The following is a 24,640-nucleotide window of genomic DNA, read 5'->3' on the forward strand; positions in this document are numbered from 1 at the left end:
TACGCTGCGCAGGATCGGACGGAACAAGGGACGATTCGCGATGGCGCATCTTGACGAACAGGCGGGCCTGCCGCGCGGGGCGCTGGCGGCGCTGCCGCTGCTGCTGGCGCCGATGGTGCTGGGGGCGGCCGTGCTGATGGCGCGACCGGGCGCCGCGACCGGGACGGCGGCCGTGCTTGCCTCGACGGTCGCGGTGGCGTGGTACCTGCTGGGGGGCGCGGTCGCCGTGGGTCACCTGGCGCGCGGACTATCAGCCCGCAAGGCCCTGCGCGCCATCAGGGGAGAGGTGGCGACAGCCGCCGACCCGATCTGGATGTGCGATGCCCGCGGCCAGGTGCTGTTCCAGAACGAGGCCGCCCGGACCGAGTTCGAGGACCTGACCGGTCGCCCGGTCCTGTCGCTGATCGCGCGCCTGCGCGCCGATGCTGAAGGGCAGCTGGCCGACCTGACCGCCCGTGCGCTGCGGGTGGGCAATGCCGATCTGGAACTGGCCGAGGGAGAGATCCTGTCGCTGTCCTGCCTGCCCGACGCGCCGCTGCAGATCTGGTCGCTGCACCGCGCCGGGGTCCAGCCCGATGGGTTCGAACTGGCCCTGGCGATGGAGGAGGACCAGCCCCCCGCCGATGATTTCGACGCCATTCCCGTCGCGCTGCTGCGTCTGGCGACCGACGGCCGCATCTGCCGCGCCAATGCCGCCGCGCGTCATCTGCTGGACGGCATGCTGGCGGACGAGGGCCAGAACCTGGCCGAACTGCTGGAAGGGCCGGGACGCCCGCTGGCGGACTGGCTTTCCGACATGTGCGCCGGGCGCGCCACCAACGGAACGGAAATGCTGCGCCTGCGCCACCCCGACAGCCGCCAGGGAGAGATGCGCGACCGCTATTTCCAGCTGTCGCTGGCGCGCGACCCGGCAGAGGCTGGCCGCATGATCGCCGTGCTGACCGATGCCAGCGCCCTCAAGACGCTGGAGGCGCAGTTCGTGCAAAGCCAGAAGATGCAGGCCATTGGCCAGCTGGCAGGTGGCGTCGCACATGATTTCAACAACCTGCTGACCGCGATCAGCGGGCATTGCGATCTGCTGATGCTCAAACGCGACAAGGGCGATCCGGATTATGCCGACCTGGACCAGATCAGCCAGAACGCCAACCGCGCGGCGGCGCTGGTCGGACAGCTGCTGGCGTTTTCACGCAAGCAGACGCTGCGGCTGGAGACGCTGGACCTGCGAGACACGCTGGCCGACCTGACCCACCTGCTGAACCGGCTGGTGGGGGAACGGGTGGGCCTGACCATCACCTACGATCCGGCGCTGCGCGCCATCCGCGCCGACAAGCGGCAACTGGAGCAGGTCATCATGAACCTTGTCGTCAACGCCCGCGATGCCATGCCGCAAGGCGGCGACATCACCGTGCGCACCGAAAACCTTTACCTGTCCGAGGCGATGACCCGCGACCAGGTCACGCTGCCCAAGGGCGACTATGTCCGCATCATCGTGCGCGACCACGGCTGCGGCATCGCGCCGGATCATCTTGGCAAGATCTTCGAGCCGTTCTTCACCACCAAGCGCACGGGCGAGGGGACGGGGCTGGGCCTGTCGACGGCCTATGGCATCGTCAAGCAGACCGGCGGTTTCATCTTCTGTGACAGCGTGCTGAGCGAAGGGACGACCTTCTCGCTCTATTTCCCGGCCCATGCCCGCGCCCAGATCGCAGCAGTTCCCGCCGCGCGTCCGGTGCCCCGGCCCACCCCGCAGCTGCAGACCGGCCCCAAGGCGACCGTGCTGCTGGTCGAGGACGAGGCGCCGGTCCGCGCGTTTGCCGCGCGTGCCCTGAAGCTGAAGGGATATGACGTCCTTGAGGCCGGATCGGGAGAGGCCGCGCTGAGCCTTCTGGAAGGGCGCGACGGTCCGGTCGACATTTTCGTCACCGATGTCGTGATGCCCGGCATGGACGGCCCCACCTGGGTCCGCGAGGGGCGGCGGATGCTGCCTTCCGCCAAGGTCATCTTCATGTCCGGATATACCGAGGACATCTTCGTGGACGGACAGGTGCCCATTGCAGACGCATCGTTCTTGGCCAAGCCGTTCACGTTGACCGAGCTGACGCAGATGGTCGAGATGCAGCTGACGCGCCCATCGGGCAGCGACCGGCTGCACTGACGCGCGGATCAGCCGCGGCTGTACAAGGACGCGTAGACGTCCAGATCGCGGGCCATGGCGTGGCGCAGCTGCGCCTCGGCCGGTTCCGGCAGATGGACGTCGACACTGGGCGGCACGTTGATGCGCGGTAGCTCGATCGCGCAATCAAGTCGCGTCTCTAGGAAATCCACGAAGCTGGCGATGTCCTCATAGCGGAAGATGCAGTCGACGCGATGATCGCCGTCCGTCAGGAAAGCGCTCTGGCTGCCGATTTCGGGGTGCTGGCCTGCGGCGTAACGCGCCGCGAAATCGGAAAAGCTGATGCCGTCCATGGCATGGCGCGGATCGTCGTGATCGTCGCGCAGCTTGAAGCGGTACCAGCTGCGCAGCCAGTCCACCGGCTCTCGCATCAGGGCGACCGTGGTGAAATCCGCACCGGTCTGCGCGGAAAGCCAAGGGCCGACGAAGCGGCGATAGGTGGCGATATCAGTGTGCTTGAGCGCGTCCGGTCGTAGCAGCGACGCAGAGGCCAGCGACTCGAGCGCAACCTCGATCGCCGTCGAGCCGGCCTTGGGCGTGGCGAGAAACACCAGTCTCTGGTCCCAGAATATCAGCATGCCTGTCGTCCGATCATGGTGTTGCAGATGCACGGAGGCGTTGGATAGCGGGCCTGCCAAAGGCTGTAAACGCTTTGTTAACCCTGTCCGCGCGATGCTGGCGCAGACGAATCGACAATCGTCCACAACATCCTTGAAAACCGGTTAAGGATGACGCATCTAGTGGTGAACAAGACAAGAACATCCGGTCGGTCGAATTGATTGCCCCGCCCGGAGGGCTGTGAAATAACGTGGGGATCACATGGCACAGGCGAGCATCTTCGACATGACGGACAAACGCGCGGCGGACAAGCAGAAGGCGCTGGACAGCGCCCTGGCCCAGATCGAACGGCAGTTCGGCAAGGGCTCGATCATGAAGCTGGGCAAGGACAGTCCGGTGGCCGAGATCGAGGCGACCTCGACGGGGTCGTTGGGTCTGGACATCGCGCTTGGCATCGGCGGCCTGCCCAAGGGCCGGATCATCGAGATCTTCGGGCCGGAAAGCTCGGGCAAGACGACGCTGACGCTGCATGTCGTGGCCGAGGAGCAGAAGAAGGGCGGCGTCTGCGCCTTTGTCGACGCGGAACACGCGCTGGACCCGCAATATGCCAAGAAGCTGGGCGTGAACCTGGACGAACTGCTGATCAGCCAGCCCGACACGGGCGAGCAGGCGCTTGAGATCGTGGACACGTTGGTGCGGTCGGGCGCGGTCAGCCTGGTCGTGGTAGACTCGGTCGCGGCGCTGACGCCCAAGTCCGAGATCGAGGGCGACATGGGTGACATGCAGATGGGCAGCCAGGCCCGACTGATGAGCCAGGCCATGCGCAAGCTGACCGCTAGCATCGGGCGTTCGAACTGCATGGTGATCTTCATCAACCAGATCCGCATGAAGATCGGCGTCATGTTCGGCAACCCCGAGACCACAACCGGCGGCAACGCGCTGAAGTTCTATGCCTCGGTTCGTCTGGACATCCGCCGCACCGGCGCGGTCAAGGACCGCGACGAGGTCGTGGGCAACGCCACCCGCGTCAAGGTGGTCAAGAACAAGGTTGCGCCCCCCTTCCGTCAGGTCGAATTCGACATCATGTACGGAGAGGGCATCAGCAAGGTCGGCGAACTGATCGACCTTGGCGTCAAGGCCGGCGTGGTCGAGAAGTCGGGCGCCTGGTACTCCTATGGTGACGAGCGCATCGGCCAGGGCCGCGAGAACGCCAAGCAGTTCCTGCGCGACCGCCCCGAGGTGGCCTTTGCCATCGAGGACAAGATCCGCGCTAGCCACGGCCTGGAATTCGGCGTCGGCGAAGGGTCGGACGGCGGCGACGACGACTCGCTGACCGAATAAGGTCGCTGCCATCACGACGGACGGGCGCGGGGGAGACCCTGCGCCTTTTCGCATGCCGGTTGCTGGACAGGGCAGCGGCCGGGCGATAGACCATCGGCAGCCCGGCTTGGCCGGAGACACTTTTGCGATGAAGGCCTGCCATGCCCAGTCTGAATGACATCCGCTCGACTTTCCTTGGCTATTTCGAAAGGAACGGCCACCGGGTCGTGGACAGCAGCCCGCTGGTCCCGCGCAACGACCCCACGCTGATGTTCGCGAATTCCGGCATGGTGCAGTTCAAGAACCTGTTCACCGGGGTCGAGACGCGCGACTACAACCGCGCCACCAGCGCGCAGAAATGCGTTCGTGCCGGCGGCAAGCACAACGACCTGGACAATGTGGGCTATACGGCGCGGCACCATACGTTCTTCGAGATGCTGGGCAACTTTAGCTTCGGCGACTATTTCAAGGACCAGGCGATCGCGCATGCCTGGGAGTTGCTGACCCGCGATTTCGCGATCCCCAAGGATCGCCTGCTGGTCACCGTCTATCACACCGACGATGAGGCTGTGCAGATATGGAAGAAGGTCGCGGGCCTGTCCGACGACCGCATCATCCGTATCCCGACATCGGACAATTTCTGGCAGATGGGCCCGACCGGTCCCTGCGGCCCCTGCACCGAGATCTTCTTCGATCATGGCGACAAGATCCCCGGCGGCCCTCCGGGCAGCCCGGACGAGGATGGCGACCGCTTCATCGAGATCTGGAACCTGGTCTTCATGCAGAACGAGCAGTTCGAGGACGGCTCGATGCGCGCGTTGGACATGCAGTCCATCGACACCGGCATGGGGCTGGAGCGGATCGGCGCGCTGCTGCAGGGAAAGCACGACAACTATGACACCGACCTGATGCGGTCGCTGATCGAGGCCTCGGCCCATGCGACCAGCGCGGATCCCGACGGGCCGGGCAAGGTGCATCACCGGGTGATCGCGGATCACCTGCGGTCGACCAGCTTCCTGATCGCGGATGGGGTGATGCCCAGCAATGAGGGGCGCGGCTATGTGCTGCGTCGCATCATGCGCCGCGCGATGCGCCATGCGCACATGCTGGGCGCGCAGGACCCGGTCATGCACAAGCTGGTGCCCGCATTGGTGCGCCAGATGGGCGCGGCCTATCCGGAGCTGACACGCGCGCAGGCGATGATCGAGGAGACCCTGCGGTCCGAGGAGACGCGGTTCCGCCAGACACTGGACCGGGGTCTGCGCCTGCTGGACGACGAACTGGCGCGCCTGCCCGAAGGCGCCGACCTGCCGGGCGAGGCCGCGTTCAAGCTGTACGACACGTTCGGATTTCCGCTGGACCTGACCCAGGACGCGCTGCGCGAAAAGGGCCGCGCGGTGCAGACCGAAGGGTTCGACGCGGCGATGGCCGAGCAGAAGCGCATGGCCCGTGCCGCATGGTCGGGTTCCGGAGAGGCCGCGGATGCGACCATCTGGTTCGAGCTGGCCGAAAAGCACGGCGTCACCGAGTTCCTGGGCTATGACACCGAGGAGGCCGAGGGCCAGATCACCGCGCTGGTGATCGACGGCGCCGACGCGGCCGAGGCGGGCGAGGGGGCCAAGGTCGCCATCGTGGTGAACCAGTCGCCCTTCTATGCCGAAAGCGGCGGGCAGGTCGGCGATCATGGCCTGATCCGCACCGAAACGGGCGCGGCGCGCGTCACCGACACCAAGAAGGTTGCCGGCGTTTTTATCCATCAGGCCGAGGTCACGATGGGCACGATCAGCCGTGGCCAGGGGGCGCAGCTGTCGGTCGATCACGAACGCCGGTCGGCGATCCGCGCGAACCACTCGGCGACGCACCTGCTGCACGAGGCGCTGCGCGGGGCCCTTGGCGATCACGTCGCGCAGCGGGGCAGCCTGAACGCGCCGGACCGGCTGCGGTTCGACTTCAGCCACAACCATGCGGTCACCGCCGAGCAGCTTGCGGCGATCGAGGCCGAGGTGAACGGCTATGTGCGCCAGAACAGCCCGGTCGAGACCCGGATCATGACGCCTGACGATGCACGCGCCCTGGGGGCGCAGGCGCTGTTCGGCGAGAAATACGGCGACGAGGTTCGCGTCGTGTCGATGGGCGCGCAGCCCGGCAGCGGCAAGGGCGCCGACGGGGCGACCTATTCGCTGGAGCTGTGCGGCGGCACGCATGTCGCGCGGACCGGCGATATCGGGGCGTTCGTGCTGTTGGGCGACGCGGCCTCCAGCGCGGGTGTCCGGCGGATCGAGGCGCTGACTGGACAGGCGGCGCTGGCGCATCTGCGCCATGCGGACAGCCGCCTGGCCGAGATCGCGGGCATCCTCAAGGCGCAGTCCGCCGAGGTGGTGACCCGTGTCCGCGCGCTGGCCGACGAACGCAAGGCGCTGGCCAACGAGGTCGCGCAACTGAAGCGGCAGCTGGCGATGGGCGGCGGTGACGAGGCCGAGGAGATCGCGGGCGTCAAGTTCATCGCCCGCAAGGTCGAGGGCGTGGGCGGCAAGGAGCTGGGTGCGCTGGTCGACGAGATGAAGGCATCCCTGGGCAGCGGCGCAGTTCTGGTGCTGGCCGAGGATGGCGGCAAGGCCACCGTGGCCGCGGGCGTCACGCCCGATCTGACCGGTCGCATCAATGCCGTGGCGCTGGTGCAGGCTGCGACCGCCGCACTGGGCGGCAAGGGCGGTGGCGGCCGCCCCGACCGGGCACAGGGTGGCGCGCCCTCTCTGGCGGCCGCGGAAACGGCGTTCCAGGACGCCCGCAAGATCATTGAGGACAGCAAATGACAGCGCTTTGGATTGCCCATGTGACCGTGACGGACCCGGACGCCTATGGCCTCTATGCCAAGGCGGCGGGCCCTGCGATCGCCGCCCATGGCGGTGTGTTCCTGGCCCGCGCCGGCCGCTATCATGTGCTGGAGGGGGCGGACCGCGCCCGCCACGTGGTCGCGCGGTTCCCGTCGCTTGATGCAGCCGTTGCCTGTTATCACAGCACCGAGTACCAGGCGGCGCTTGCGCATGCCAAAGGGGCCAGCGAACGCGATCTTGTCATCGTGGAAGAGGCTGCACCCCCCACGGAATAGGTGAAACCTTCAGACTTTCGTGCTAGTCCTGTCACAAAAGAGACGTGAAGGGGCAGGGCATGTGTCGTTGGGCCGCCTATCTGGGCGCACCGATCTTTCTGGAGGATATCGTCAGCCGGCCAGCGCATTCGCTGATCCGGCAGAGCCAAGGCGCGATGCGGTGCCATACGCCGGTGAATGCCGACGGCTTCGGCATCGCGTGGTACGGCGAACGTCCCGAACCGGGGCTGTACCGCGATGTCATGCCGGCCTGGTCCGACCCGAACCTGCGCAGCCTTGTGGCGCAGGTGCGGTCCGGCCTGTTCATGGCGCATGTGCGCGCGTCGACGGGAACGGCGACCAGCCGCAACAACTGTCACCCCTTTGCCGTCGGTCGATGGAGCTTCATGCATAATGGCCAGTTCGGCGGCTATGACGCCTTCCGGCGCCATGCCGACGTGCTGATCCCGGACGAATACTATCCCCATCGCAAGGGCGCGACCGACAGCGAGGCGCTGTTCCTGGTCGCCCTGGGATGCGGGCTGGACCAGAACCCCAAGGTTGCGATGGAACGGGCGCTTGGGCTGTTGGGCACATTGGCGCGTCAGCGCGGATGCGCACCCCATGTCCGCGCCGCCTGCGCCCTGTCGGACGGAGAGCGGCTGTACGCGCTGCGCTACAGCAGCGACGATCAGGCGCCGTCGCTGTATCATCGATGGTCGGAGAGCCGTCAGGGCTGGGCCGTCGTGTCCGAACCGCTGGAGAGTGACGAGGCGGACTGGACCGAGGTTCCCCCCGGCAGTTTCTGCACGTTCGAGCGTGGCCGGGTCGAGGTCGTGCCGTTCTGCCCCGAACCGCTCAGCGCGGCCGCCTGACCCTTACGGGCGGTCGGTCATCGCATCGGGGGCCGCGGGCGCGGCCTCGGGCTGGGGCAGGCGGCGCAGTTCGGGATCGACGCTGTGCGGGCGGCGGAACACCAGCACGTTGTGATAGACCGTGGTGCGCCCGGTCAGGCCGCTGCGCTCCTCGCTTGGCAGGACATCGGCGCGCACGTATTCCCAGCCCTCGGCCGACATGCGGTTCAGCTCTGCCGTCAGCGACAGGGCATACCGGTCGGTCGGCGTCTTCGCCTCGCGGGCCTTCTCCGTCTTGGTCGGCGCGGGGATGACGGAATATTCAAAGCGCATGTCGGCGTCCTGTCGCGAGGGGGTAGGGGTCACAGAGCCAGTTTCCGGGCGACCATGTCGTTGACGGCGGCGGGATTCGCCTTGCCGCCGGTGGCCTTAAGCACCTGGCCCACGAACCAGCCCGCCAGCTTGGGATTGGCGCGTGCCTTTTCGACCTGGGCGGGGTTGTCGGCGATGATCTGATCGACCGCGGCCTCGATCGCGCCAAGGTCGGTGACCTGCTTCATGCCGCGTTCCTCGACGATCCGGGCGGGGTCGCCGCCTTCGGTCCACAGGATCTCGAACAGGTCCTTGGCGATCTTGCCGGAAATCGCGTCCGATGCGATCAGGTCGATCACGCCGCCCAGCTGCGCGGCGGACACCGGAGAGGTCGCGATGGTCAGACCTTCCTTGTTCAGGCGGCCGAACAGCTCGTTGATGACCCAGTTCGCGGCCATCTTCCCGTCGCGGCCCGATGCCACGGCCTCGAAGTAATCGGCGTTCTCGACCTCTGCGGTCAGCACGCCCGCATCGTATTCCGACAGGCCCATGCCCTGCACGAAGCGGGACTTCTTCTCATCGGGCAGTTCGGGCATGGACGCCGCGATGTCGTCCACCCAGGCCTGCTCGATCTCCAGCGGCAGCAGGTCGGGGTCGGGGAAGTAGCGGTAATCATGCGCCTCCTCCTTCGACCGCATCGACCGCGTCTCTCCCTTGTCGGGATCATAGAGGCGCGTTTCCTGGACGATCTTTCCGCCATCCTCCAGGATCGCGATCTGGCGCCGGGCCTCATAGTCGATGGCCGCCTGGATGAAGCGCATGGAGTTCATGTTCTTGATCTCGCAGCGCGTGCCCAGATGGCCGAAATCGCCGGTCTCCTGGAACCGTTCGTAATCGCCGGGCTTGCAGACGCTGACGTTGACGTCGGCGCGCAGGTTGCCGTTCTGCATGTTGCCGTCGCAGGTGCCCAGATAGCGCAGGATCTGGCGCAGCTTGACGACATAGGCGGCGGCCTCCTCGGGGCCGCGGATGTCAGGGCGGCTGACGATCTCCATCAGGGCGACGCCGGTGCGGTTCAAATCGACGAAGGACATGGTCGGGTCCATGTCGTGGATCGACTTGCCTGCGTCCTGTTCCAGATGGATGCGCTCGACGCGGACGCGGCGGGCGACGCCGGGGGCCATGTCGACGATGATCTCTCCCTCGCCCACGATGGGGTGGTACAGCTGGCTGATCTGATAGCCCTGCGGCAGGTCGGGATAGAAATAGTTCTTGCGGTCAAAGGCGCTGCGCAGGTTGATCTGGGCCTTCAGGCCCAGGCCGGTGCGGACCGCCTGCGCCACGCAGAATTCGTTGATGACCGGCAGCATGCCCGGCATGGCCGCATCGACGAAGGCCACGTTGCTGTTGGGCTCGGACCCGAAACGGGTCGACGCGCCGGAAAACAGCTTGGCGTTCGATGCGACCTGGGCGTGAACCTCCAGCCCGATCACCAGCTCCCAATCGCCTTGCGCGCCTTGGATCACTTTCGGCTGCGGGGCGGTAAAGGTCAGGTCAAGCATGGCGGGCCTCTTTGGCGGCAAACGGTCTGGCGGCGGTTTTAGGGCAAGGCCGCGGCATTGTCACGGCCCCGCCCGCCACTGCCGCGCGAATCATCACGGGCGCCCTGCAATGCGTAAAATTCGAATGAACGGCGGTGTTCGGCCAAGGCCGTCGGCGGATTTCCGACCATGTGCCTTTCGTGTCGCGGCAGGTTCCCGCCGAGGCAAATCCTTCTTCTTGCAGGATATTCGACACACGCTATGGCAGAGGACGACGAAACCACCCTTTGAGGTAACCATGCGCGCTGCGCTTTCCCTTGCCGCCCTAGCCCTGGTGGCCGCCTGTTCCACGACCCCGTCGGGTCCGACCGACGCCCAGGTCGAGGCACAGGAGATGGCCCTGGCCCAGGTGCCCCCGATGCGGTGGGGAGAGCGCAACGGCTCTGACGAATGGACCCGCGCCACGATGGAGGCGCTTGACCGCGAAGGCGTGACGATGCTGTCCAGCGTCCCCCATGACATCGCGGAATTCTGCCCCAACTATCGCCAGCTTGCCCCCACCGGCCGCAAGGCGTTCTGGGCGGGCCTGCTGTCGGCCGTCGCGCGGCACGAAAGCACCTTCAATCCGCAGGCCGCCGGTGGCGGTGGCAAATGGATCGGCCTGATGCAGATCGCGCCGGCAACATGGCGCAACTATGACTGCACCGGCAACATCCGCAACGGCGCCGACAACATGGCCTGCGCGGTCAAGATCGCCGCACAGCAGGTGGGACGCGACAACGCCGTCGCCCGCGACGACAACGGCTGGCGCGGCGTCGCGCGGGACTGGGCGCCGATGCGCAGCAGCAAGAAGCGTGCGGACATCGCCGCCTGGACCTCCAGCCAAAGCTATTGCAGCGCGCAGGGCTGAGACCGGATCAAGTTGAGGAAAGGGGGCCGGATCGGGCCCCCTTTTTCATGTCAGCGCAGGGCCGACAGGATGCGCGCCCAGGACCGCGCGCCCTTGGCAAAGCTTTCCACGTCGTACTTTTCGTTCGGTGAATGTATGCGGTCGTCGTCGCGGGCAAATCCCACCAGCATCGAATCCATGCCCAACAGCTCCTTAAAATCGCCCGCGATGGGGATCGACCCGCCGCCGCCGATATAGGCGGCCTCCTGGCCCCATTCCTGCGTCAGCGCATCCTTGGCCTGGCCGAATGCCGGATCGCTGATGTCCATGACGCTGGCGGGCCCGGCCCCGTGGTCGTGGAACTCCGCCCGGCAATCGGCGGGAACGAAGCGGCGGACATGATCCTGGAACGCCTGGCGCACCGCCTGCGGGTCCTGGGTGCCCGTCAGGCGGAAGCTGACCTTGGCCCGCGCGGTCGCCGGCAGAACGGTCTTGAACCCCGCGCCGGCATAACCGCCGGCGATGCCGTTGATCTCGGCCGTGGGCTGGTTCCAGACCATCTCCAACGCAGTGCGGCCCCGTTCGCCGATGGGTTGGGACAGTCCCACGCGCGACAGATAGTCGGCGGCGTCGAAATTCAGCGCCTGCCAGTCGCGCGCCAACTCCGGCGACAGATCCGCCACGCCGTCATAGAAGCCGGGCAGGGTGACGCGACCCGTGTCATCCTTCAGCGCCGCCAGCGCCTGCGCCAGGATCATGATCGGGTTCGCCGCCAGCCCACCGAAGCTGCCGGAATGCAGGTCGCGATCGGCGGCGTGGATCACGACCTCCTGTCCCACCAGCCCGCGCAGCTGGGTGGTGATAGCGGGCCGCCCGTCGGCATAGCGCGCCGTGTCGCAGATCATCGCCAGATCGGCTCGCAGGCTGTCGGCATGTTCGATCAGGAACGGTCGCAACGACGGAGAGCCGGACTCCTCCTCGCCCTCGAACAGCAGGATCAGGTCGGTGGGCAGGGCGCCATGCACGGCCTTCCAGGCCCGGAACGCCTCGACGAAGGTCATCAGCTGGCCCTTGTCGTCGGACGCGCCGCGGGCGCGGATCACCCGTCCCTGGGGCGTATCCTCGATCGCCGGTTCGAAGGGCGGGCGGTCCCACAGGGACAGCGGATCCACCGGCTGCACGTCGTAATGACCATAGAACAGCAGCGGGCGCGCATCGCCACGCGGGCTGCGGGCGGTGATCATCGGATGGCCGGGCGTGTCGTGGACCTGGGTATCGAAGCCAAGGTCGCGCAGTTCCTGTGCCAGCCATTCGGCGGCGGTCCGCACATCGCCCGCATGCGCCGGATCGGTCGAGATGGACGGGATCTCCAGAAAACGCATCAGCCGTGCCAGCGCATCCTCCAACCCCTGGTCCAGATGCGTCAGGATGTCCTGCAGCCTTGCGTGTTCGCCCATGATTCCTACCTCTTGCGGTGTCGATTTCAGGTTTCTGCCTGCGCCTTTCGTCGAATTGCGACGTTTTCGGCCTGTTTTTTTCGCGCATTGACCTCTATCAAGGCAGAAAGCGCGCGGTCGGAGAATGATCGCACCCAGCCAGCTATGCAAGGGATCGCCCGCCATGAAATATGATGTCGCCTTGGACAAGGCCCTTGCACGTCTGCACGAAGAAGGGCGCTATCGCACCTTCATCGACATCGAACGTGCGCAGGGCCGGTTCCCGCAGGCGGTCTGGAATCGCCCCGACGGCGAACGCCAGGAAATCACCGTGTGGTGCGGAAACGACTATCTGGGCATGGGTCAGCACCCGACCGTCCTGGCCGCGATGCACGAGGCGCTGGACGCCACCGGCGCGGGGTCCGGCGGCACGCGCAACATCAGCGGCACCACGGTCTATCACAAGCGTCTGGAATCCGAACTGGCGGACCTGCACGACAAGCAGGCGGCCCTGGTCTTCTCCAGCGCCTACATCGCGAATGACGCGACGCTGTCCACGCTGCCCAAGCTGTTTCCCGGCCTGATCATCTATTCGGACGAGCTGAACCACGCGTCCATGATCGAGGGGATCAAGCGCAATGGCGGCGCCAAGCGCATCTTCCGGCACAACGATCTGGCGCATCTGCGCGAGCTGCTGGCCGCGGACGACCCGGACGCGCCCAAGCTGATCGCCTTCGAATCCATCTATTCGATGGACGGCGATTTCGGCCCGATCGAGGGGTTCTGCGATCTGGCTGACGAGTTCGGCGCGCTGACCTATCTGGACGAGGTTCATGCCGTCGGCATGTACGGCAAGCGGGGCGGCGGCGTCGCGGAACGCGACGGGCTGTCGGATCGCATCGACATCATCAACGGCACTCTGGGCAAGGCGTTCGGCGTGTTCGGCGGCTATATCGCGGCCAGCGACAAGATGTGCGACGCGATACGGTCCTATGCGCCAGGGTTCATCTTCACCACGTCTCTGCCACCGGCGGTTGCAGCGGGGGCCGCGGCGTCCATCGCGCTGCTGAAGACGGCCGAGGGGCAGAAGCTGCGCGATGCGCAGCAGCTGCATGCCCGCATCCTGAAGATGCGCCTGAAATCGCTCGGTATGCCGATCATCGACCACGGCAGCCATATCGTGCCTGTCCATGTCGGTCATCCCGTGCACTGCAAGGCGCTGTCCGACATGCTGCTGCGCGATTACGGCATCTACGTCCAGCCGATCAACTTCCCCACGGTCCCGCGCGGGACCGAACGGCTGCGCTTTACCCCGTCGCCGGTGCACGATCCGAAGCAGATCGATCACCTGGTCCGGGCGATGGATGCACTGTGGTCGCACTGTGCCCTGAATCGCGCGGAATTGAGCGCGTAATGCAATCCACGGGTGAACTGCTCTCGCCTGCGTGATAACCTTTGGCTAAAGAAGCTTTGGTAGCCTTCGATTCGGAGGCAGCCTATAACAAGCGGATGAGGCATAGGCGATGAGCAGGCTGCGGGTACCTGACCCGGCAGAAGATTTCGTGCAAGTCGGGGATACGGCAGTGTTCCTGGACGATGACACGCGGTTGGGCGATCTGATGCGCGGAGAGCGGGCGACGTTGGGCAAGTCCCTTCTGGACGTCCAGCGCGAATTGCGCATCCGTGCCTCCTATGTCGCCGCGATCGAGAACTGTGACGTCTCGGCCTTTGACGCGCCCAGCTTTATCTCGGGCTATGTGCGCTCCTATGCGCGTTATCTGGGCATGGACCCCGACTGGGTCTTCCGGCGGTTCTGTCAGGAATCTGGCTTTCAGCCGACGCATGGCATGGCTCCTGCCGCTGCCGGGCCCAAGCCGGGCCGCCGTCCGTCCGACCCTGCCGAAGCGCTGGCCAATCCCCGCGCCTTGTTCATCCCTCAGGAACGCGGATTCCTGTCCGAGGTCGAGCCTCGGGCCGTCGGCGCGATCTTCGTGCTGATGGCGCTGATCGGCGGGCTGGGCTATGGCGGATGGGCCGTCCTGCAGGAGGTCCAACGCGTCACGCTGACCCCGGGTGACGATCTGCCCACGGTGGTCGCCGAACTGGACCCGACGCAGGGCGCGGGGCTGTCGGACCCTGCCATCGATGGCGGACAGAGCAGCGACATCGCGCTGAGCCTGCCCCAGCCCGAGGCGCTGGATCGCCTGTACCGTCCGCAGATCCTCGAGGCACCGGTCCTGACCGCGCGCGACGGGCCCATCGCGGCGATCGATCCCGGTCTGCTGGACAGCTCTGCCACGGTCGAGGATGTGATCGCCTCGGCGGGACAGGTCGCGCAGGTGCCGCTTCCCCAGAACGCGCTGGCCCAGCAAGCGGGCGTGGCGCAGGTGCCGACCGGAACGCCCGGCGCCATCGGCGCCTTGCAGACCGCCCAGCCCGCCGCCGTGGAAAGCGTCGTGCGCACGCTGGCCCCGGATGCGCCCCCGTTGGAGCTGATGGCGGCGCGTCCGGCCTGGGTGCGCGTGACATCGGCGGACGGCACGGTGCTGCTGGAAAAGATCATGGATGCGGGCGAACGCTTTGCGCTGCCGCCGCTGGAACAGCCGCCCGTGCTGCGGACCGGTAATTCGGGCGCGGTCTATTTCGCGGTCAGCGGCCAGACCTATGGCCCGGCGGCGCCCGGCGCGCAGGTCATCAGCGGGGTGGAACTGTCCCCCGCCAGCCTGACCGAGCGTTATGCCCTGGCCGATCCCGCAGCCGACCCGGAGCTGGCGCAGATGATCGCGGTGGCGCAGGTCGCGACGCCCGGCCAGACCGAAACCGAGTGAGACACGCAGGGCCGGAACCCCGGCCCACCTAGCGCCAGGTGCGTTCCAACAGGCCGATCCAGTTGTCGCAGGCGATCTTGCGGATCAGGTCGGGGCCGTAACCGGCATCGTCCATCGCTTTGATCAGCACGGGCAGCGCCGATGCGTCGGGCAGATCCCGCGGCATCAGCGCGCCGTCGAAATCGGAGCCCAGGGCCACGCCATCCTCCCCCAGGATCTCCAGCAGGTGATCCAGATGCCGGATCATCATGCCCAGATTCTCCAATGGCTGGCGCCGCCCGTCAGGCCGCAGGAAGCTGGAGGCGAAGTTCAGTCCGACCAAGCCCTTGCTGTCCGCGATCTGGCGCAGCTGCCGGTCGGTCAGGTTGCGGCTGCTTTCGCTGAGGGCATGCACGGCGCTGTGGCTGGCCACGAGGGGCGCGTCCGACAGCCGTGCGACATCGTCGAAACCGGCCTGGTTCAGGTGCGACAGGTCCAGCATGATGCCAAGCGCGTTGCAATCCGCGACCAGGGCATGACCTTCGGGGGTTAGCGGGCCACCCATGTCGGGGCTGGCGGGAAAGGCGAAGGGCACGCCCTCGCCGAATTGGGTGGGCCGCGACCAGACCGGCCCAAGCGAGCGCAGCCCCGCCGCGTGCCACAGGTGCAGCGCATCACGGTCGCGGATCGCCTCGGCACCCTCCATGTGCATGATCGCGGCGATCCGCCCGGCCGCAATGGTCGCGCGCAACCCTGCGGCGTCGCGCACGATGTCCAGGGTGCCGGTCCGCTCCAGCGACAGCAACGCCGCCGCCTGTGCGAAAGCCTGGGGCAGGGCCACGTCGGACGCGATCTGGGCGGGCAGGGGCAGCTCGAACGGCGGGTTCTCCATCGCGTCCATCGCATGGTCGTCGCCCAGCCCTGCCGGTGTCGGTATCCAGATCGCGAAGAAACCGCCGACCATGCCGCCGGCCTGCATCCGGGGTAGGTCCAGATGGCCGGTGCCGTCGCCATGCAGCCAAAGCTGGTCGGCATCCGCGCCCGCCGCCACGACGCGCTGCAGGAAATCGTTGTGGCCGTCGAATACCGGGGTCATGGCTGGTCCTTGCTGTTTCGTCCCGGCAGGATGCACATCGTGCAGCGCCCTGCAATGGCGCTTTGCGCCAAGGGGCTTGGGGGTTACGCTGATGGCAGGACCATGCCCATGAAAGGCCAGCCCATGCCCCGCATCACGCCCGATTTCGACGGCCAGACCGTCATCACCACCTTCGAGGTGACCCCCGGTACCGCGCATGACGTGCTGGACCTGCTGACCGAGGCTTGGGCGCAGGTCATCAGCAGACAGGCCGGCTGCCTGGGCGGGGCGATCCATCTGAACGACGCGCAGACCCGCATCGCCACCTATTCGCAGTGGCGCGACCGCCGCGATTACCAAGCGATGCTGCGCGACCCCGAGATGCGTCGCCGGAACCGGGAAATCCACGGAATGTGCAAGTCGTTCGAGCCCGTGATGTACGAGGTTCAGTCCGTGCATCCCTGATGCTGCACATGCAGAAACTTGGTGCAATCCCCCGCGTTGGACCCTAGGCTGGGCCAAACGCGGGGGATTGTCGCAATGTCAGGTCGGATCATCACGGTGGCTCAGCAAAAGGGCGGATCGGGCAAGACGACGCTGGCCGTCAATCTGGCGGTCAGCCTGCATGCGCGGGGTCACTCCGTCGCCCTGGTCGACACCGATCCGCAGGGCAGCCTGGGCCGCTGGTTCATGGAACGCATGTCCGCGGTAGGAGAGGACGAGGCGATGGATTTCTCGACCTCGTCGGCCTGGGGGGCCAGCTACGAATCGGAGAAGCTGAAGCGTCGGTTCGATTACGTCATCATCGACACGCCGCCCAAGATCGACAGCGACCTGCGCCCGGCGCTGCGTGTGGCGGATCTGGTGGTGGTGCCGGTGGCCACCAGCCATGTCGACCTGTGGGCGACCGAAGGGGTTCTGGACCTGGCGCGGCGCGACAAGGCGGATGTGCTGGTGGTCCTGAACCGCACCCGCCCCAACACGCGCCTGTCGGTCGAAGTGGCGCAGAAGGCGGCCGAGCTGGGCGCGCAGGTGGCCGACACGCAGGTCGCAAACCGCGTCGTCTATGCCGAGACCCTGGGACTGGGTCTGGGGGCGATCGAACGCCCCAAAGGTCCCGCAACGGCCGAGATGGCCGCGCTGACGGATGAGATCTTGGCCCGCATCGGCTGACCCAAGCGGGCCAGCCTGTTAGTTCAGATCAGCGGCACAGCCGTTCGGATTGCGCCGCAAAATTGCGGTAGCGGGCCCAGAAGGCGTTGTCCGCATCACGCTTTGACGTGCGGACCTCTTGGGCGCGATGCGGCTCGCGGAAGAACTGCGCCGCCTGGCGCTGGTCCGACCGGGACAGGGTCTGGTTCGCGACCTGCTGGATGCAGCCGCACAGTGGTGCGTTGCCGCGCGCGCGGTCCGACCGGACGCAGGCGCTGTCGATGGGTCCGGCCATGGCCAGGGGGGTCGTCATGACGATCGCGGCGGCCGCGATCACGAAACGGTTCAGCATGGGACTGTCTCCTCGAAATGCCTCGGACGGCCGCGCGCCGGTTGGTCCGGTTCTTGCCCGCATAGGCCGATCGGGCGATCCTAGCATCAAGCGGCCCGCCGCTCAATCGCGGCGAACCCGGTGATCGGGGTCATGTGGCAGGCAGCGGGCGGGGGGTGAAGCCCGCGGCGGCCAGGGCGGATTGCGCGGTGGCGGGATCCAGCCCCTCGACGGTGACGCGCTTTTCGGGCAGATCGACGGTTGCGCGGCCGCCAGCCCCGGCGACGGCGGCCTCAATCGCGGCCTTGCAGTGGTCGCAGCTCATGTCGGGGACGGAATAGATCATCGGGCGCTCCTGTGCTGGGTCGTTCGATCCTGAAACAGGGCGGCGCCGCCCGCAAGAGGACGACATGACCCTGTTTGACGCCATCGGGCTGGATGCCGACGACACGCTGTGGGAGAACGAGACGTTCTTTCGCGTCACCGAGGCCGAGTTCTGCGCGCTGCTGTCGGACCATGGCGACGCCGAGACCATCGCGGCGCGGCTGTACGACACGGAAAGCGTGAACCTTGCGCGCTACGGTTACGGCATCAAGGGCTTCATGCTGTCGATGGTCCAGACCGCGATCGAGCTGACCGACGGACGCATCGAGGGCCGCCAGATCGCCCGCATCCTGGACCTGGGCGCCGAGATGCTGGCCCATCCCGTGACCCTGCTGCCGGGGGTGGAACAAGCCCTGGACGCGCTGGAGGGGCGGCGGCTGATCCTGATCACCAAGGGCGACCTGATGGATCAGGAGCGCAAGATCGCGGCCTCCGGCCTGGCCGAGCGATTCGCGGCGGTGCAGATCCTGGCCGACAAGACGCCCGAAGCCTATGCCCGGGTCCTGATGGGGCAGGGGGTGGAGCCGTCACGGTTCCTGATGGCGGGCAATTCGATGCGCAGCGACGTGATCCCGGTGCTGGATCTGGGCGGGACGGGGGTCTTCATCCCGCATGACCTGACCTGGAGCCATGAACATGCCGAGGCGCCCGATCATCCGCGCCTGCATCAGCTGTCCGACATGGGCGGACTGCCCGCGCTGATCGCCGACCTGGAAGGTGCGGCGTGACCGACAACGGGCGTGCCGCGCTGTTCATGTCGGCATCGATGGCGATGTTCGCGGTCGAGGATGCGTTTCTCAAGGTGCTGACTCGGACGATGCCGGTATGGCAATTGCTCGCGATGGTGGGGGTGGTCGCGGGTGCGGTCTTCTGGATGCGTCTGGCGCGGCGGGGCGGGCGTCTTTGGACAGGTGACCTGATCCATCCCATGGCGCTGTTGCGCAATGCCGGAGAGATCGTGGGGGCCGTCTGCCTGGTGACGGCGCTGGCGGTGGGTGATCTGGCGGTGACCTCTGCGATCCTGCAGGTGCTGCCGCTGACGCTGGTGCTGGGCGCGGCGCTGTTTCTGGGCGAAAAGGTCGGCTGGCGCCGTTGGCTGTCGGTGGCGGTCGGGTTCGCGGGGGTACTGCTGATCCTGCGGCCCGGGACGGCGGCGTTCCAGCCTGCGATGCTGTGGGCGGTGGCGGGCGTCGCGGGGCTGACGCTGCGCGATCTGGCCACGCGGCGCATTCCGCCGGGGGTGGCGTCGGATCAATTGTCGGCCTCGGCCTATGGCGCGATGATTCCGGCGGGGGTGGTGATGGGCTTGCTGGCCGGGCCCGCGCCGGTGATGCCTGGCCCGATCGAGGTCGTCTTGCTGGCGGGGACGGTGGTGTTCGGCGTCGTGGGCTATGCGACGCTGGTGGCAGCCTCGCGTCTGGGGGAGGCGTCAGTCGTCGCGCCGTTCCGATACACGCGGATGCCCTTCGCGCTGGTCGTGGCGGCGGTGATCTTCGGCGAGCGGCCGGATGCGGCCACCTTGGCAGGGGCGGCGTTGATCGCGCTGGCGGGGGGCTATGCGATATGGCGCGAGGCGGGGCTGCGGCGCAGGCGCCCCGTCGACAGCCTGGTGCGACCCGGTCCCGGCTGAGATCCTGTCCGCGCGTGGCTTGGGCGGACGAGGCCGCCTGCGGCCCCATCGAGGGGCCTTGGCGGCCGCGCGACCCAGATGGTCGCGCCGGTGCGACATCGCGACCGGGAACCCGGACGCGTCGGGGAACATTGACGTGCCGAACGCCATGGCGCCATCCCGGCATCGTGGCGATTTTTGCATCCCTCAAGGAGGTTTACCATGCCCAAGGCCCTGTTCATCCTGACCTCGCACGACACGCTTGGCGACACCGGCAAACCGACGGGTTTCTATTGGGAGGAGCTGGCCGCCCCCTATTGGATCCTGTCGGACGCGGGCTGGCAGATCGAGCTGGCCAGCATCAAGGGCGGCAAGCCCCCGGCGGACCCTTCCTCGGCCGAGGGCGACGCGATGACCGACGAGGTCCGCCGCCTGCTGGCCGACGAGGCGGTCATGAACAAGCTGGAAAACACCACCAAGGTCGAGGACGTCGAGGTGTCCGGTTGCGACATCGTGTTCCTTCCGGGCGGTCACGGCACGATGTGGGACCTGCCCAATTCGAAGGCGCTGGGCGATCTGCTGGGCCGGGCGTTCGACAAGGGTGCGGTCGTCGGCGCGGTCTGCCACGGGCCGGCCGGCCTGCTGTCGGCGCGTCTTGCCTCGGGTGATCCGCTGGTCCACGGCCGTCGCGTGGCGGGGTTCACCAACAGCGAGGAGGACGCGGTCGGCCTGTCCGATGTCGTCCCGTTCATGCTGGAGGACCAGCTGAAGGCCCAGGGCGGCCATCATCAGAAGGGCCCGGACTGGCAGCCCTTTGCCATCGCCGATGGCAACCTGGTCACCGGCCAGAACCCTGCCTCGTCGGCCGAGGTCGCGCGCCTGATGCTGAAGGCCGCGGACCTTCCGACCGCGCCCTGACACCAAATAACGCTGGGCCGCGAAACCCTCTTTTCGCGGCCTTTGCGGGGCTGTATAGCCCGCCCATGACCGACCTTGACCTCATCCGCAATTTTTCGATCGTGGCGCATATCGACCACGGGAAATCCACCTTGGCCGACCGGCTGATCCAGTCCACGGGCACTGTCGCGGATCGCGACATGAAGGCCCAGATGCTGGACAGCATGGATATCGAGCGCGAGCGCGGGATCACCATCAAGGCCAACACGGTGCGGATCAGCTATCCGGCCAAGGACGGCCGGACCTATGTCCTGAACCTGATCGACACGCCGGGCCACGTGGACTTTGCCTATGAGGTCAGCCGGTCGATGCGCGCGGTCGAGGGATCGCTGCTGGTCGTCGACGCCAGCCAAGGAGTCGAGGCGCAGACGCTGGCCAACGTCTATCAGGCGATCGACGCAGGCCACGAGATCGTGCCGGTCCTGAACAAGATCGACCTGCCCGCGGCCGAGCCCGACCGCGTCAAGGAGAACATCGAGGAAGTCATCGGCATCGACGCGCAGGACGCGATCCCGATCAGTGCCAAGACCGGTCTGGGCATCCCGGACGTCCTGGAGGCCATCGTCACGCGCCTGCCCGCGCCCAAGGGCGACCGCGACGCGCCGCTGAAGGCGATGCTGGTGGACAGCTGGTACGACGCCTATCTGGGCGTTGTCGTGATGATCCGCGTGATGGACGGGGTGATCCGCAGGGGCGACCAGATCAAGATGATGCAGACCGGCGCCAGCCACCGCATCGACAAGCTGGCCGTCCTGACGCCGCAGATGGTGGACATCGCAGAACTGGGCCCGGGAGAGATCGGTGTCTTCACCGGCTCGATCAAGCAGGTCCGCGATACGCGCGTGGGCGACACGATCACCCAGGAACGCAAGCCCTGTGCCACGGCGTTGCCGGGCTTCAAGCCGGCGCAGCCGGTGGTGTTCTGCGGTCTGTTCCCGGTGGACGCCAACGATTTCGAACCCCTGCGCGACGCAATCGAGAAGCTGGCCCTGAACGACGCCAGCTTCAGCTATGAGATGGAGACGTCGGCGGCCCTGGGCTTCGGCTTCCGCTGCGGGTTTCTGGGGCTTCTGCACCTTGAGGTCATCCGTGACCGGCTTGAGCGCGAATACGACCTGGACCTGATCACCACGGCGCCGTCGGTGGTCTTCAAGCTGCACATGCGCGACGGCGAGGTGCGCGACCTGCACAACCCCGCCGACATGCCCGACCTGACCCATGTCGACCATATCGAGGAGCCGCGCATCAAGGCCACGATCATGGTGCCGGACGAGTATCTGGGCGACGTGCTGAAGCTGTGCCAGGACCGTCGCGGCATCCAGCTGGACCTGACCTATGCTGGCGCGCGGGCGATGGTGGTCTATGATCTGCCGCTGGCCGAGGTGGTGTTCGACTTCTACGACCGGCTGAAGTCGGTGACCAAGGGCTATGCCAGCTTCGACTATCAGATCAGCGAGTACCGGGAGGATTTCCTGGTCAAGATGTCGATCCTGGTGAACGACGAACCGGTCGACGCGCTGTCGATCATGGTCCATCGCGACCGTGCCGAAAGCCGCGGCCGCGCCATGGTCGAGAAGCTGAAGGACCTGATCCCGCGGCACATGTTCAAGATCCCGATCCAGGCCGCCATCGGCGCCCGCGTGATCGCGCGCGAGACCCTGTCGGCCATGCGCAAGGACGTGACCGCCAAGTGCTATGGCGGCGACGCGACGCGCAAGAAGAAGCTGCTGGAGAAGCAGAAGGCCGGCAAGAAGAAGATGCGTCAGTTCGGCAAGGTCGAGATTCCGCAGACCGCCTTCATCCAGGCGCTGAAGATGGACAACTGATCATCGATCCCGAATGAAGGGAATGATGATGCGGCAATGGCTGGCAACGGCCTGACCGACCGACAGGGCGCCATCGCGCGGCCCTGATCCGAACTGGGACAGGCCTGCGCCCTGCGCCTGGCGGGCCGGGTCCAGCGTGAACAGGATGCCCTGACCTGCCTCGCGCGGCTTGGGACTGGCGCGCCAGATGCGCGTCGCAACCGGCTGGTTCATCACCTGCTGCGCAAGATCGCCGGCAGCGCACCAGTAATCCGTGTCGGTCCGGCCCGCCTCGAACGGGACCGCGATATCGGTCGCATCGACCTGACGGGCCTCCATGCCATTGCGGGCCGTGAAAGCGTGGGCGGGCAGGGGCAGCGCGAGCAGCGCCATCAGGATGATCCGCATGATGGCCTCATCGTTTCTTTAAGGGATACGTTCAAACGGACCAGATCGGCATCGGGTTCCTTATCCAACGCCCGATGCGCATGAGAAAGCCCCCCGGCAGCAGGCTGCGGGGGGCCGTCATGTCGTGCCGATCGATCAGGATCACATCCCGGCTTGAGCCTCGGCGCTTTCCTGCTGGACGACCGCGCCGGCGGTCGAGATGTCGCGGCCCGCACCTTGCACGGTTTCGCAGGCGGCCAGCGTCATCATGGCCAGAACGGCGGTCAGGCCCAGGATCTTCTTCTGCATCGCTCAGTCTCCTTGTGGATAAGCATCTGGGCTTGCAACGCAATATCGGCGCATCGGTTCCGTCTAAAACGCCACGCCGGCGTAAAGGGCCAGATTGGCATAGGGGGTGCATTCCCCGGTCCGCACGATCGCGCGGGCGTGGCGCGACGCCGCCTTGAAGTCGTCATGCGACAGCATGGTGACCGGTCCGATGTCGCGTCGCGCGAATTCGGCCTGCAGGTCGGGGGCGGCTTCGGTCGCCATCGCCGAACGTTCGACGACCAGTTCGGCCAGCACCGCATCCAGCACATCGAAGACGCCCGGAATGCCGCGGGTCAGGGCCAGGTCAATGACCCGGACGCCGGCGGGCACGGGCAGCCCGGCATCGCCTATCACCAGCATGTCGCCATGGCCGAAGGCGGCGATCAGCCCGGACAATTCGGCATGCAGCAAGGTCGTGCGTTTCATCGGTTCCTCTCAGTTCTCGGGCAGGGTTTCGGCCAGATAGGCCATCATGTTGCCCCCCATGACCTTGGCGATCTGCACCTCTGACAGGCCTTGGTCAAGCAGGGCCTGGGTCAGTGCCGAAAGATGGGCGGCGTCGAACGGCGTGTCGACTGACCCGTCCCAGTCCGAGCCGAGCGACACGTGGTCCTCTCCGGCGACCTCGATCGCGGCTGCGATGGCTTGGGCCACGTCGGCGGGCGTCGATCCGCAGACCACGTCCGACCAGAACCCGACGCCGATGATCCCGCCCGCCTGCGCGATGTCCGCGACCAGATCGTCGGGCAGGTTTCGGGGGCTGGGGCAGTGGCGGGTGATGCCGGTATGGGACAGGACCGGCCGCGCGCCCGGAATGGCCAGCACGTCGCGCACCATCTGCGGGCTGGCATGGGTGACGTCAATGATCATGCCGCGCGCGATCATCGCGTCCGCCACCTGACGCCCGAAATCAGACAGGCCCGCGCCGGTGCCGCCCTCTCCGTGCAGGCTGCCGCCCAGCTCGTTGTCGAAGAAATGCGTCAGCCCCATCAACCGAAAGCCCGCGTCATAGAGCACGTCCAGATTGGCCGGATCGCCCTCCAGAGGGTGACCGCCTTCCGATCCCAGCACCGCGCCCAGGACCTGCGCGCCTGCCTGCCGCCGCGCAAGATGGTCGGCCAGATCGGCGCGGCTGCGGATCACCCGCAGCCGGTCAGGTGCGCGATCCGCGGCGTCCTGCAACGCTTGCGCCTGCACTAGCGCCCGTTCGCGCAGGGAGAACCAGCTGCGCGGCGGGCGCAGCTGTCCGATGAACAGGGGCGTAATGTTGTCGCCGGTATCGGTGGCGTTGTGGTCATAGTTCTGGCCGCGGGGGCTTTTCGTGACGGTGGTGAAGACCTGCACCGCCATGTTCCCGTCCAGCAGACGTGGAACGTCGGTATGACCCCGATCCGCACGGTCCAGCAGGTCGCGGTCCCACAACAGCGCATCGGAATGCCAGTCGCCGATCACCAGCCGGTCATGCAGGGCCTGCGCCTCTGCCGTGACCGGCCAGCCTTCTGCCGGCATGGTGACGGGGTTCATCCCGCGTTCGACATAGGCCGGGGCGAAGGTCAGAAACCCCGCCACGCCCATTGCCAGGACCGCGCCCATCCCCAGCAGCACCCGTTTCCACATGGCTCCTCCGATCCG

The 24,640-nt window shown here is 66.8% G+C and carries 25 protein-coding genes; 14 read left to right on the top strand and 11 right to left on the bottom strand.

Going from position 1 to position 24,640, the window contains the following annotated elements; genetic code table 11:
- Positions 1 to 40 precede the first annotated feature (40 nt).
- Positions 41 to 2,155, top strand: a complete 2,115-nt coding sequence (locus FHD67_RS06325) for an ATP-binding protein (protein WP_139598202.1) — start codon at positions 41 to 43, stop codon at positions 2,153 to 2,155.
- Positions 2,156 to 2,163: 8 nt separating this feature from the next.
- On the opposite strand, the gene FHD67_RS06330 is transcribed toward FHD67_RS06325, so the two are convergent.
- Positions 2,164 to 2,751 (bottom strand): sulfotransferase family protein, encoded by a 588-nt coding sequence (locus FHD67_RS06330; protein WP_139598203.1) that lies wholly within the window; start codon positions 2,749 to 2,751, stop codon positions 2,164 to 2,166.
- A gap of 241 nt (positions 2,752 to 2,992) precedes the next feature.
- On the opposite strand from FHD67_RS06330, the gene recA reads away from it, so the two are divergent.
- The 4 genes from recA (at position 2,993) to FHD67_RS06350 (ending at position 8,014) form a co-directional block, all read left to right on the top strand.
- Entirely contained in the window at positions 2,993 to 4,072 is a 1,080-nt protein-coding gene (recA, locus tag FHD67_RS06335; RefSeq protein WP_139598204.1) for a recombinase RecA, read from the top strand.
- 140 nt (positions 4,073 to 4,212) lie between these two features.
- Positions 4,213 to 6,864 carry an alanine--tRNA ligase gene (alaS, locus tag FHD67_RS06340; protein ID WP_139598205.1) on the top strand — a complete coding sequence of 884 codons (2,652 nt, stop codon included), beginning with the start codon at positions 4,213 to 4,215 and terminating at the stop codon, positions 6,862 to 6,864.
- Positions 6,861 to 7,160, top strand: a complete 300-nt coding sequence (locus FHD67_RS06345) for a DUF1330 domain-containing protein (protein ID WP_045981229.1) — start codon at positions 6,861 to 6,863, stop codon at positions 7,158 to 7,160. The genes alaS and FHD67_RS06345 overlap by 4 nt, the downstream gene beginning before the upstream one ends.
- A 59-nt stretch (positions 7,161 to 7,219) precedes the next feature.
- Positions 7,220 to 8,014 (top strand): class II glutamine amidotransferase, encoded by a 795-nt coding sequence (locus FHD67_RS06350; RefSeq protein WP_045981228.1) that lies wholly within the window; start codon positions 7,220 to 7,222, stop codon positions 8,012 to 8,014.
- A 3-nt stretch (positions 8,015 to 8,017) separates the two neighbouring features.
- On the opposite strand, the gene FHD67_RS06355 is transcribed toward FHD67_RS06350, so the two are convergent.
- Entirely contained in the window at positions 8,018 to 8,326 is a 309-nt protein-coding gene (locus FHD67_RS06355) for a DUF4177 domain-containing protein (protein ID WP_045999071.1), read from the bottom strand.
- Between the two features lie 29 nt (positions 8,327 to 8,355).
- Positions 8,356 to 9,867 (bottom strand): Asp-tRNA(Asn)/Glu-tRNA(Gln) amidotransferase subunit GatB, encoded by a 1,512-nt coding sequence (gene gatB / locus FHD67_RS06360; RefSeq protein ID WP_139598206.1) that lies wholly within the window; start codon positions 9,865 to 9,867, stop codon positions 8,356 to 8,358.
- A 277-nt stretch (positions 9,868 to 10,144) separates the two neighbouring features.
- Between gatB and FHD67_RS06365 the strand changes: the two genes are divergently transcribed.
- The gene (locus FHD67_RS06365; RefSeq protein WP_045981225.1) at positions 10,145 to 10,756 is read left to right on the top strand and encodes a transglycosylase SLT domain-containing protein; all 612 of its coding nucleotides are present in this window, start codon (positions 10,145 to 10,147) and stop codon (positions 10,754 to 10,756) included.
- Positions 10,757 to 10,806: 50 nt separating this feature from the next.
- Here FHD67_RS06365 and FHD67_RS06370 read toward each other — a convergent pair whose 3' ends face one another.
- Entirely contained in the window at positions 10,807 to 12,192 is a 1,386-nt protein-coding gene (locus tag FHD67_RS06370; RefSeq protein WP_139598207.1) for a M20/M25/M40 family metallo-hydrolase, read from the bottom strand.
- Positions 12,193 to 12,355: 163 nt separating this feature from the next.
- Here FHD67_RS06370 and hemA point away from each other — a divergent pair, with 163 nt between their 5' ends.
- Both hemA and FHD67_RS06380 read left to right on the top strand, forming a co-directional pair.
- Positions 12,356 to 13,585: a 5-aminolevulinate synthase gene (hemA, locus tag FHD67_RS06375; protein ID WP_045999074.1), complete on the top strand. Its 1,230-nt coding sequence runs from the start codon at positions 12,356 to 12,358 to the stop codon at positions 13,583 to 13,585.
- A gap of 205 nt (positions 13,586 to 13,790) precedes the next feature.
- Positions 13,791 to 14,999 carry a helix-turn-helix domain-containing protein gene (locus tag FHD67_RS06380; RefSeq protein WP_139598237.1) on the top strand — a complete coding sequence of 403 codons (1,209 nt, stop codon included), beginning with the start codon at positions 13,791 to 13,793 and terminating at the stop codon, positions 14,997 to 14,999.
- 28 nt (positions 15,000 to 15,027) lie between these two features.
- Here FHD67_RS06380 and FHD67_RS06385 read toward each other — a convergent pair whose 3' ends face one another.
- The gene (locus tag FHD67_RS06385) at positions 15,028 to 16,074 is read right to left on the bottom strand and encodes a dipeptidase (protein ID WP_139598208.1); all 1,047 of its coding nucleotides are present in this window, start codon (positions 16,072 to 16,074) and stop codon (positions 15,028 to 15,030) included.
- Between the two features lie 123 nt (positions 16,075 to 16,197).
- Between FHD67_RS06385 and FHD67_RS06390 the strand changes: the two genes are divergently transcribed.
- Both FHD67_RS06390 and parA read left to right on the top strand, forming a co-directional pair.
- Positions 16,198 to 16,518 carry an antibiotic biosynthesis monooxygenase family protein gene (locus tag FHD67_RS06390; protein WP_045999606.1) on the top strand — a complete coding sequence of 107 codons (321 nt, stop codon included), beginning with the start codon at positions 16,198 to 16,200 and terminating at the stop codon, positions 16,516 to 16,518.
- Positions 16,519 to 16,593: 75 nt separating this feature from the next.
- Positions 16,594 to 17,226 (top strand): ParA family partition ATPase, encoded by a 633-nt coding sequence (parA, locus tag FHD67_RS06395; RefSeq protein ID WP_045999076.1) that lies wholly within the window; start codon positions 16,594 to 16,596, stop codon positions 17,224 to 17,226.
- A 28-nt stretch (positions 17,227 to 17,254) separates the two neighbouring features.
- Here parA and FHD67_RS06400 read toward each other — a convergent pair whose 3' ends face one another.
- Both FHD67_RS06400 and FHD67_RS06405 read right to left on the bottom strand, forming a co-directional pair.
- On the bottom strand, positions 17,255 to 17,557 hold the full coding sequence (locus tag FHD67_RS06400) for a hypothetical protein (RefSeq protein ID WP_052714596.1): 303 nt from the start codon (positions 17,555 to 17,557) through the stop codon (positions 17,255 to 17,257).
- 130 nt (positions 17,558 to 17,687) lie between these two features.
- Positions 17,688 to 17,882 carry a cation transporter gene (locus tag FHD67_RS06405; RefSeq protein ID WP_139598209.1) on the bottom strand — a complete coding sequence of 65 codons (195 nt, stop codon included), beginning with the start codon at positions 17,880 to 17,882 and terminating at the stop codon, positions 17,688 to 17,690.
- 64 nt (positions 17,883 to 17,946) lie between these two features.
- On the opposite strand from FHD67_RS06405, the gene FHD67_RS06410 reads away from it, so the two are divergent.
- The 4 genes from FHD67_RS06410 to lepA all read left to right on the top strand — a co-directional run bounded on the left by FHD67_RS06410 (position 17,947) and on the right by lepA (position 22,312).
- On the top strand, positions 17,947 to 18,648 hold the full coding sequence (locus FHD67_RS06410; RefSeq protein WP_139598210.1) for an HAD family hydrolase: 702 nt from the start codon (positions 17,947 to 17,949) through the stop codon (positions 18,646 to 18,648).
- Positions 18,645 to 19,550 (top strand): DMT family transporter, encoded by a 906-nt coding sequence (locus FHD67_RS06415; RefSeq protein ID WP_246071249.1) that lies wholly within the window; start codon positions 18,645 to 18,647, stop codon positions 19,548 to 19,550. Before FHD67_RS06410 ends, FHD67_RS06415 begins: the two co-directional genes overlap by 4 nt.
- Positions 19,551 to 19,751: 201 nt before the next feature.
- Positions 19,752 to 20,447 carry a type 1 glutamine amidotransferase domain-containing protein gene (locus tag FHD67_RS06420; protein ID WP_045999079.1) on the top strand — a complete coding sequence of 232 codons (696 nt, stop codon included), beginning with the start codon at positions 19,752 to 19,754 and terminating at the stop codon, positions 20,445 to 20,447.
- Positions 20,448 to 20,512: 65 nt separating this feature from the next.
- Complete coding sequence (lepA, locus tag FHD67_RS06425; protein WP_139598211.1) at positions 20,513 to 22,312, top strand: translation elongation factor 4; 1,800 nt, start codon at positions 20,513 to 20,515, stop codon at positions 22,310 to 22,312.
- Here the strand turns inward: lepA and FHD67_RS06430 are convergent, their stop codons facing one another.
- The 4 genes from FHD67_RS06430 to FHD67_RS06445 form a co-directional block, all read right to left on the bottom strand.
- Complete coding sequence (locus FHD67_RS06430) at positions 22,313 to 22,699, bottom strand: hypothetical protein (RefSeq protein ID WP_139598212.1); 387 nt, start codon at positions 22,697 to 22,699, stop codon at positions 22,313 to 22,315.
- A 141-nt stretch (positions 22,700 to 22,840) separates the two neighbouring features.
- Positions 22,841 to 22,987 (bottom strand): entericidin A/B family lipoprotein, encoded by a 147-nt coding sequence (locus tag FHD67_RS06435; protein WP_064503532.1) that lies wholly within the window; start codon positions 22,985 to 22,987, stop codon positions 22,841 to 22,843.
- Positions 22,988 to 23,050: 63 nt separating this feature from the next.
- A complete protein-coding gene (gene rbsD / locus FHD67_RS06440) occupies positions 23,051 to 23,434 on the bottom strand; it encodes a D-ribose pyranase (RefSeq protein WP_139598213.1) in 384 nt (127 codons plus the stop codon).
- A 9-nt stretch (positions 23,435 to 23,443) separates the two neighbouring features.
- Positions 23,444 to 24,625 (bottom strand): dipeptidase, encoded by a 1,182-nt coding sequence (locus FHD67_RS06445; RefSeq protein WP_139598214.1) that lies wholly within the window; start codon positions 24,623 to 24,625, stop codon positions 23,444 to 23,446.
- Positions 24,626 to 24,640: the final 15 nt, after the last annotated feature.

It is taken from the genome of Paracoccus haeundaensis (assembly GCF_006239215.1).
GTDB classification, from domain to species: domain Bacteria; phylum Pseudomonadota; class Alphaproteobacteria; order Rhodobacterales; family Rhodobacteraceae; genus Paracoccus; species Paracoccus marcusii.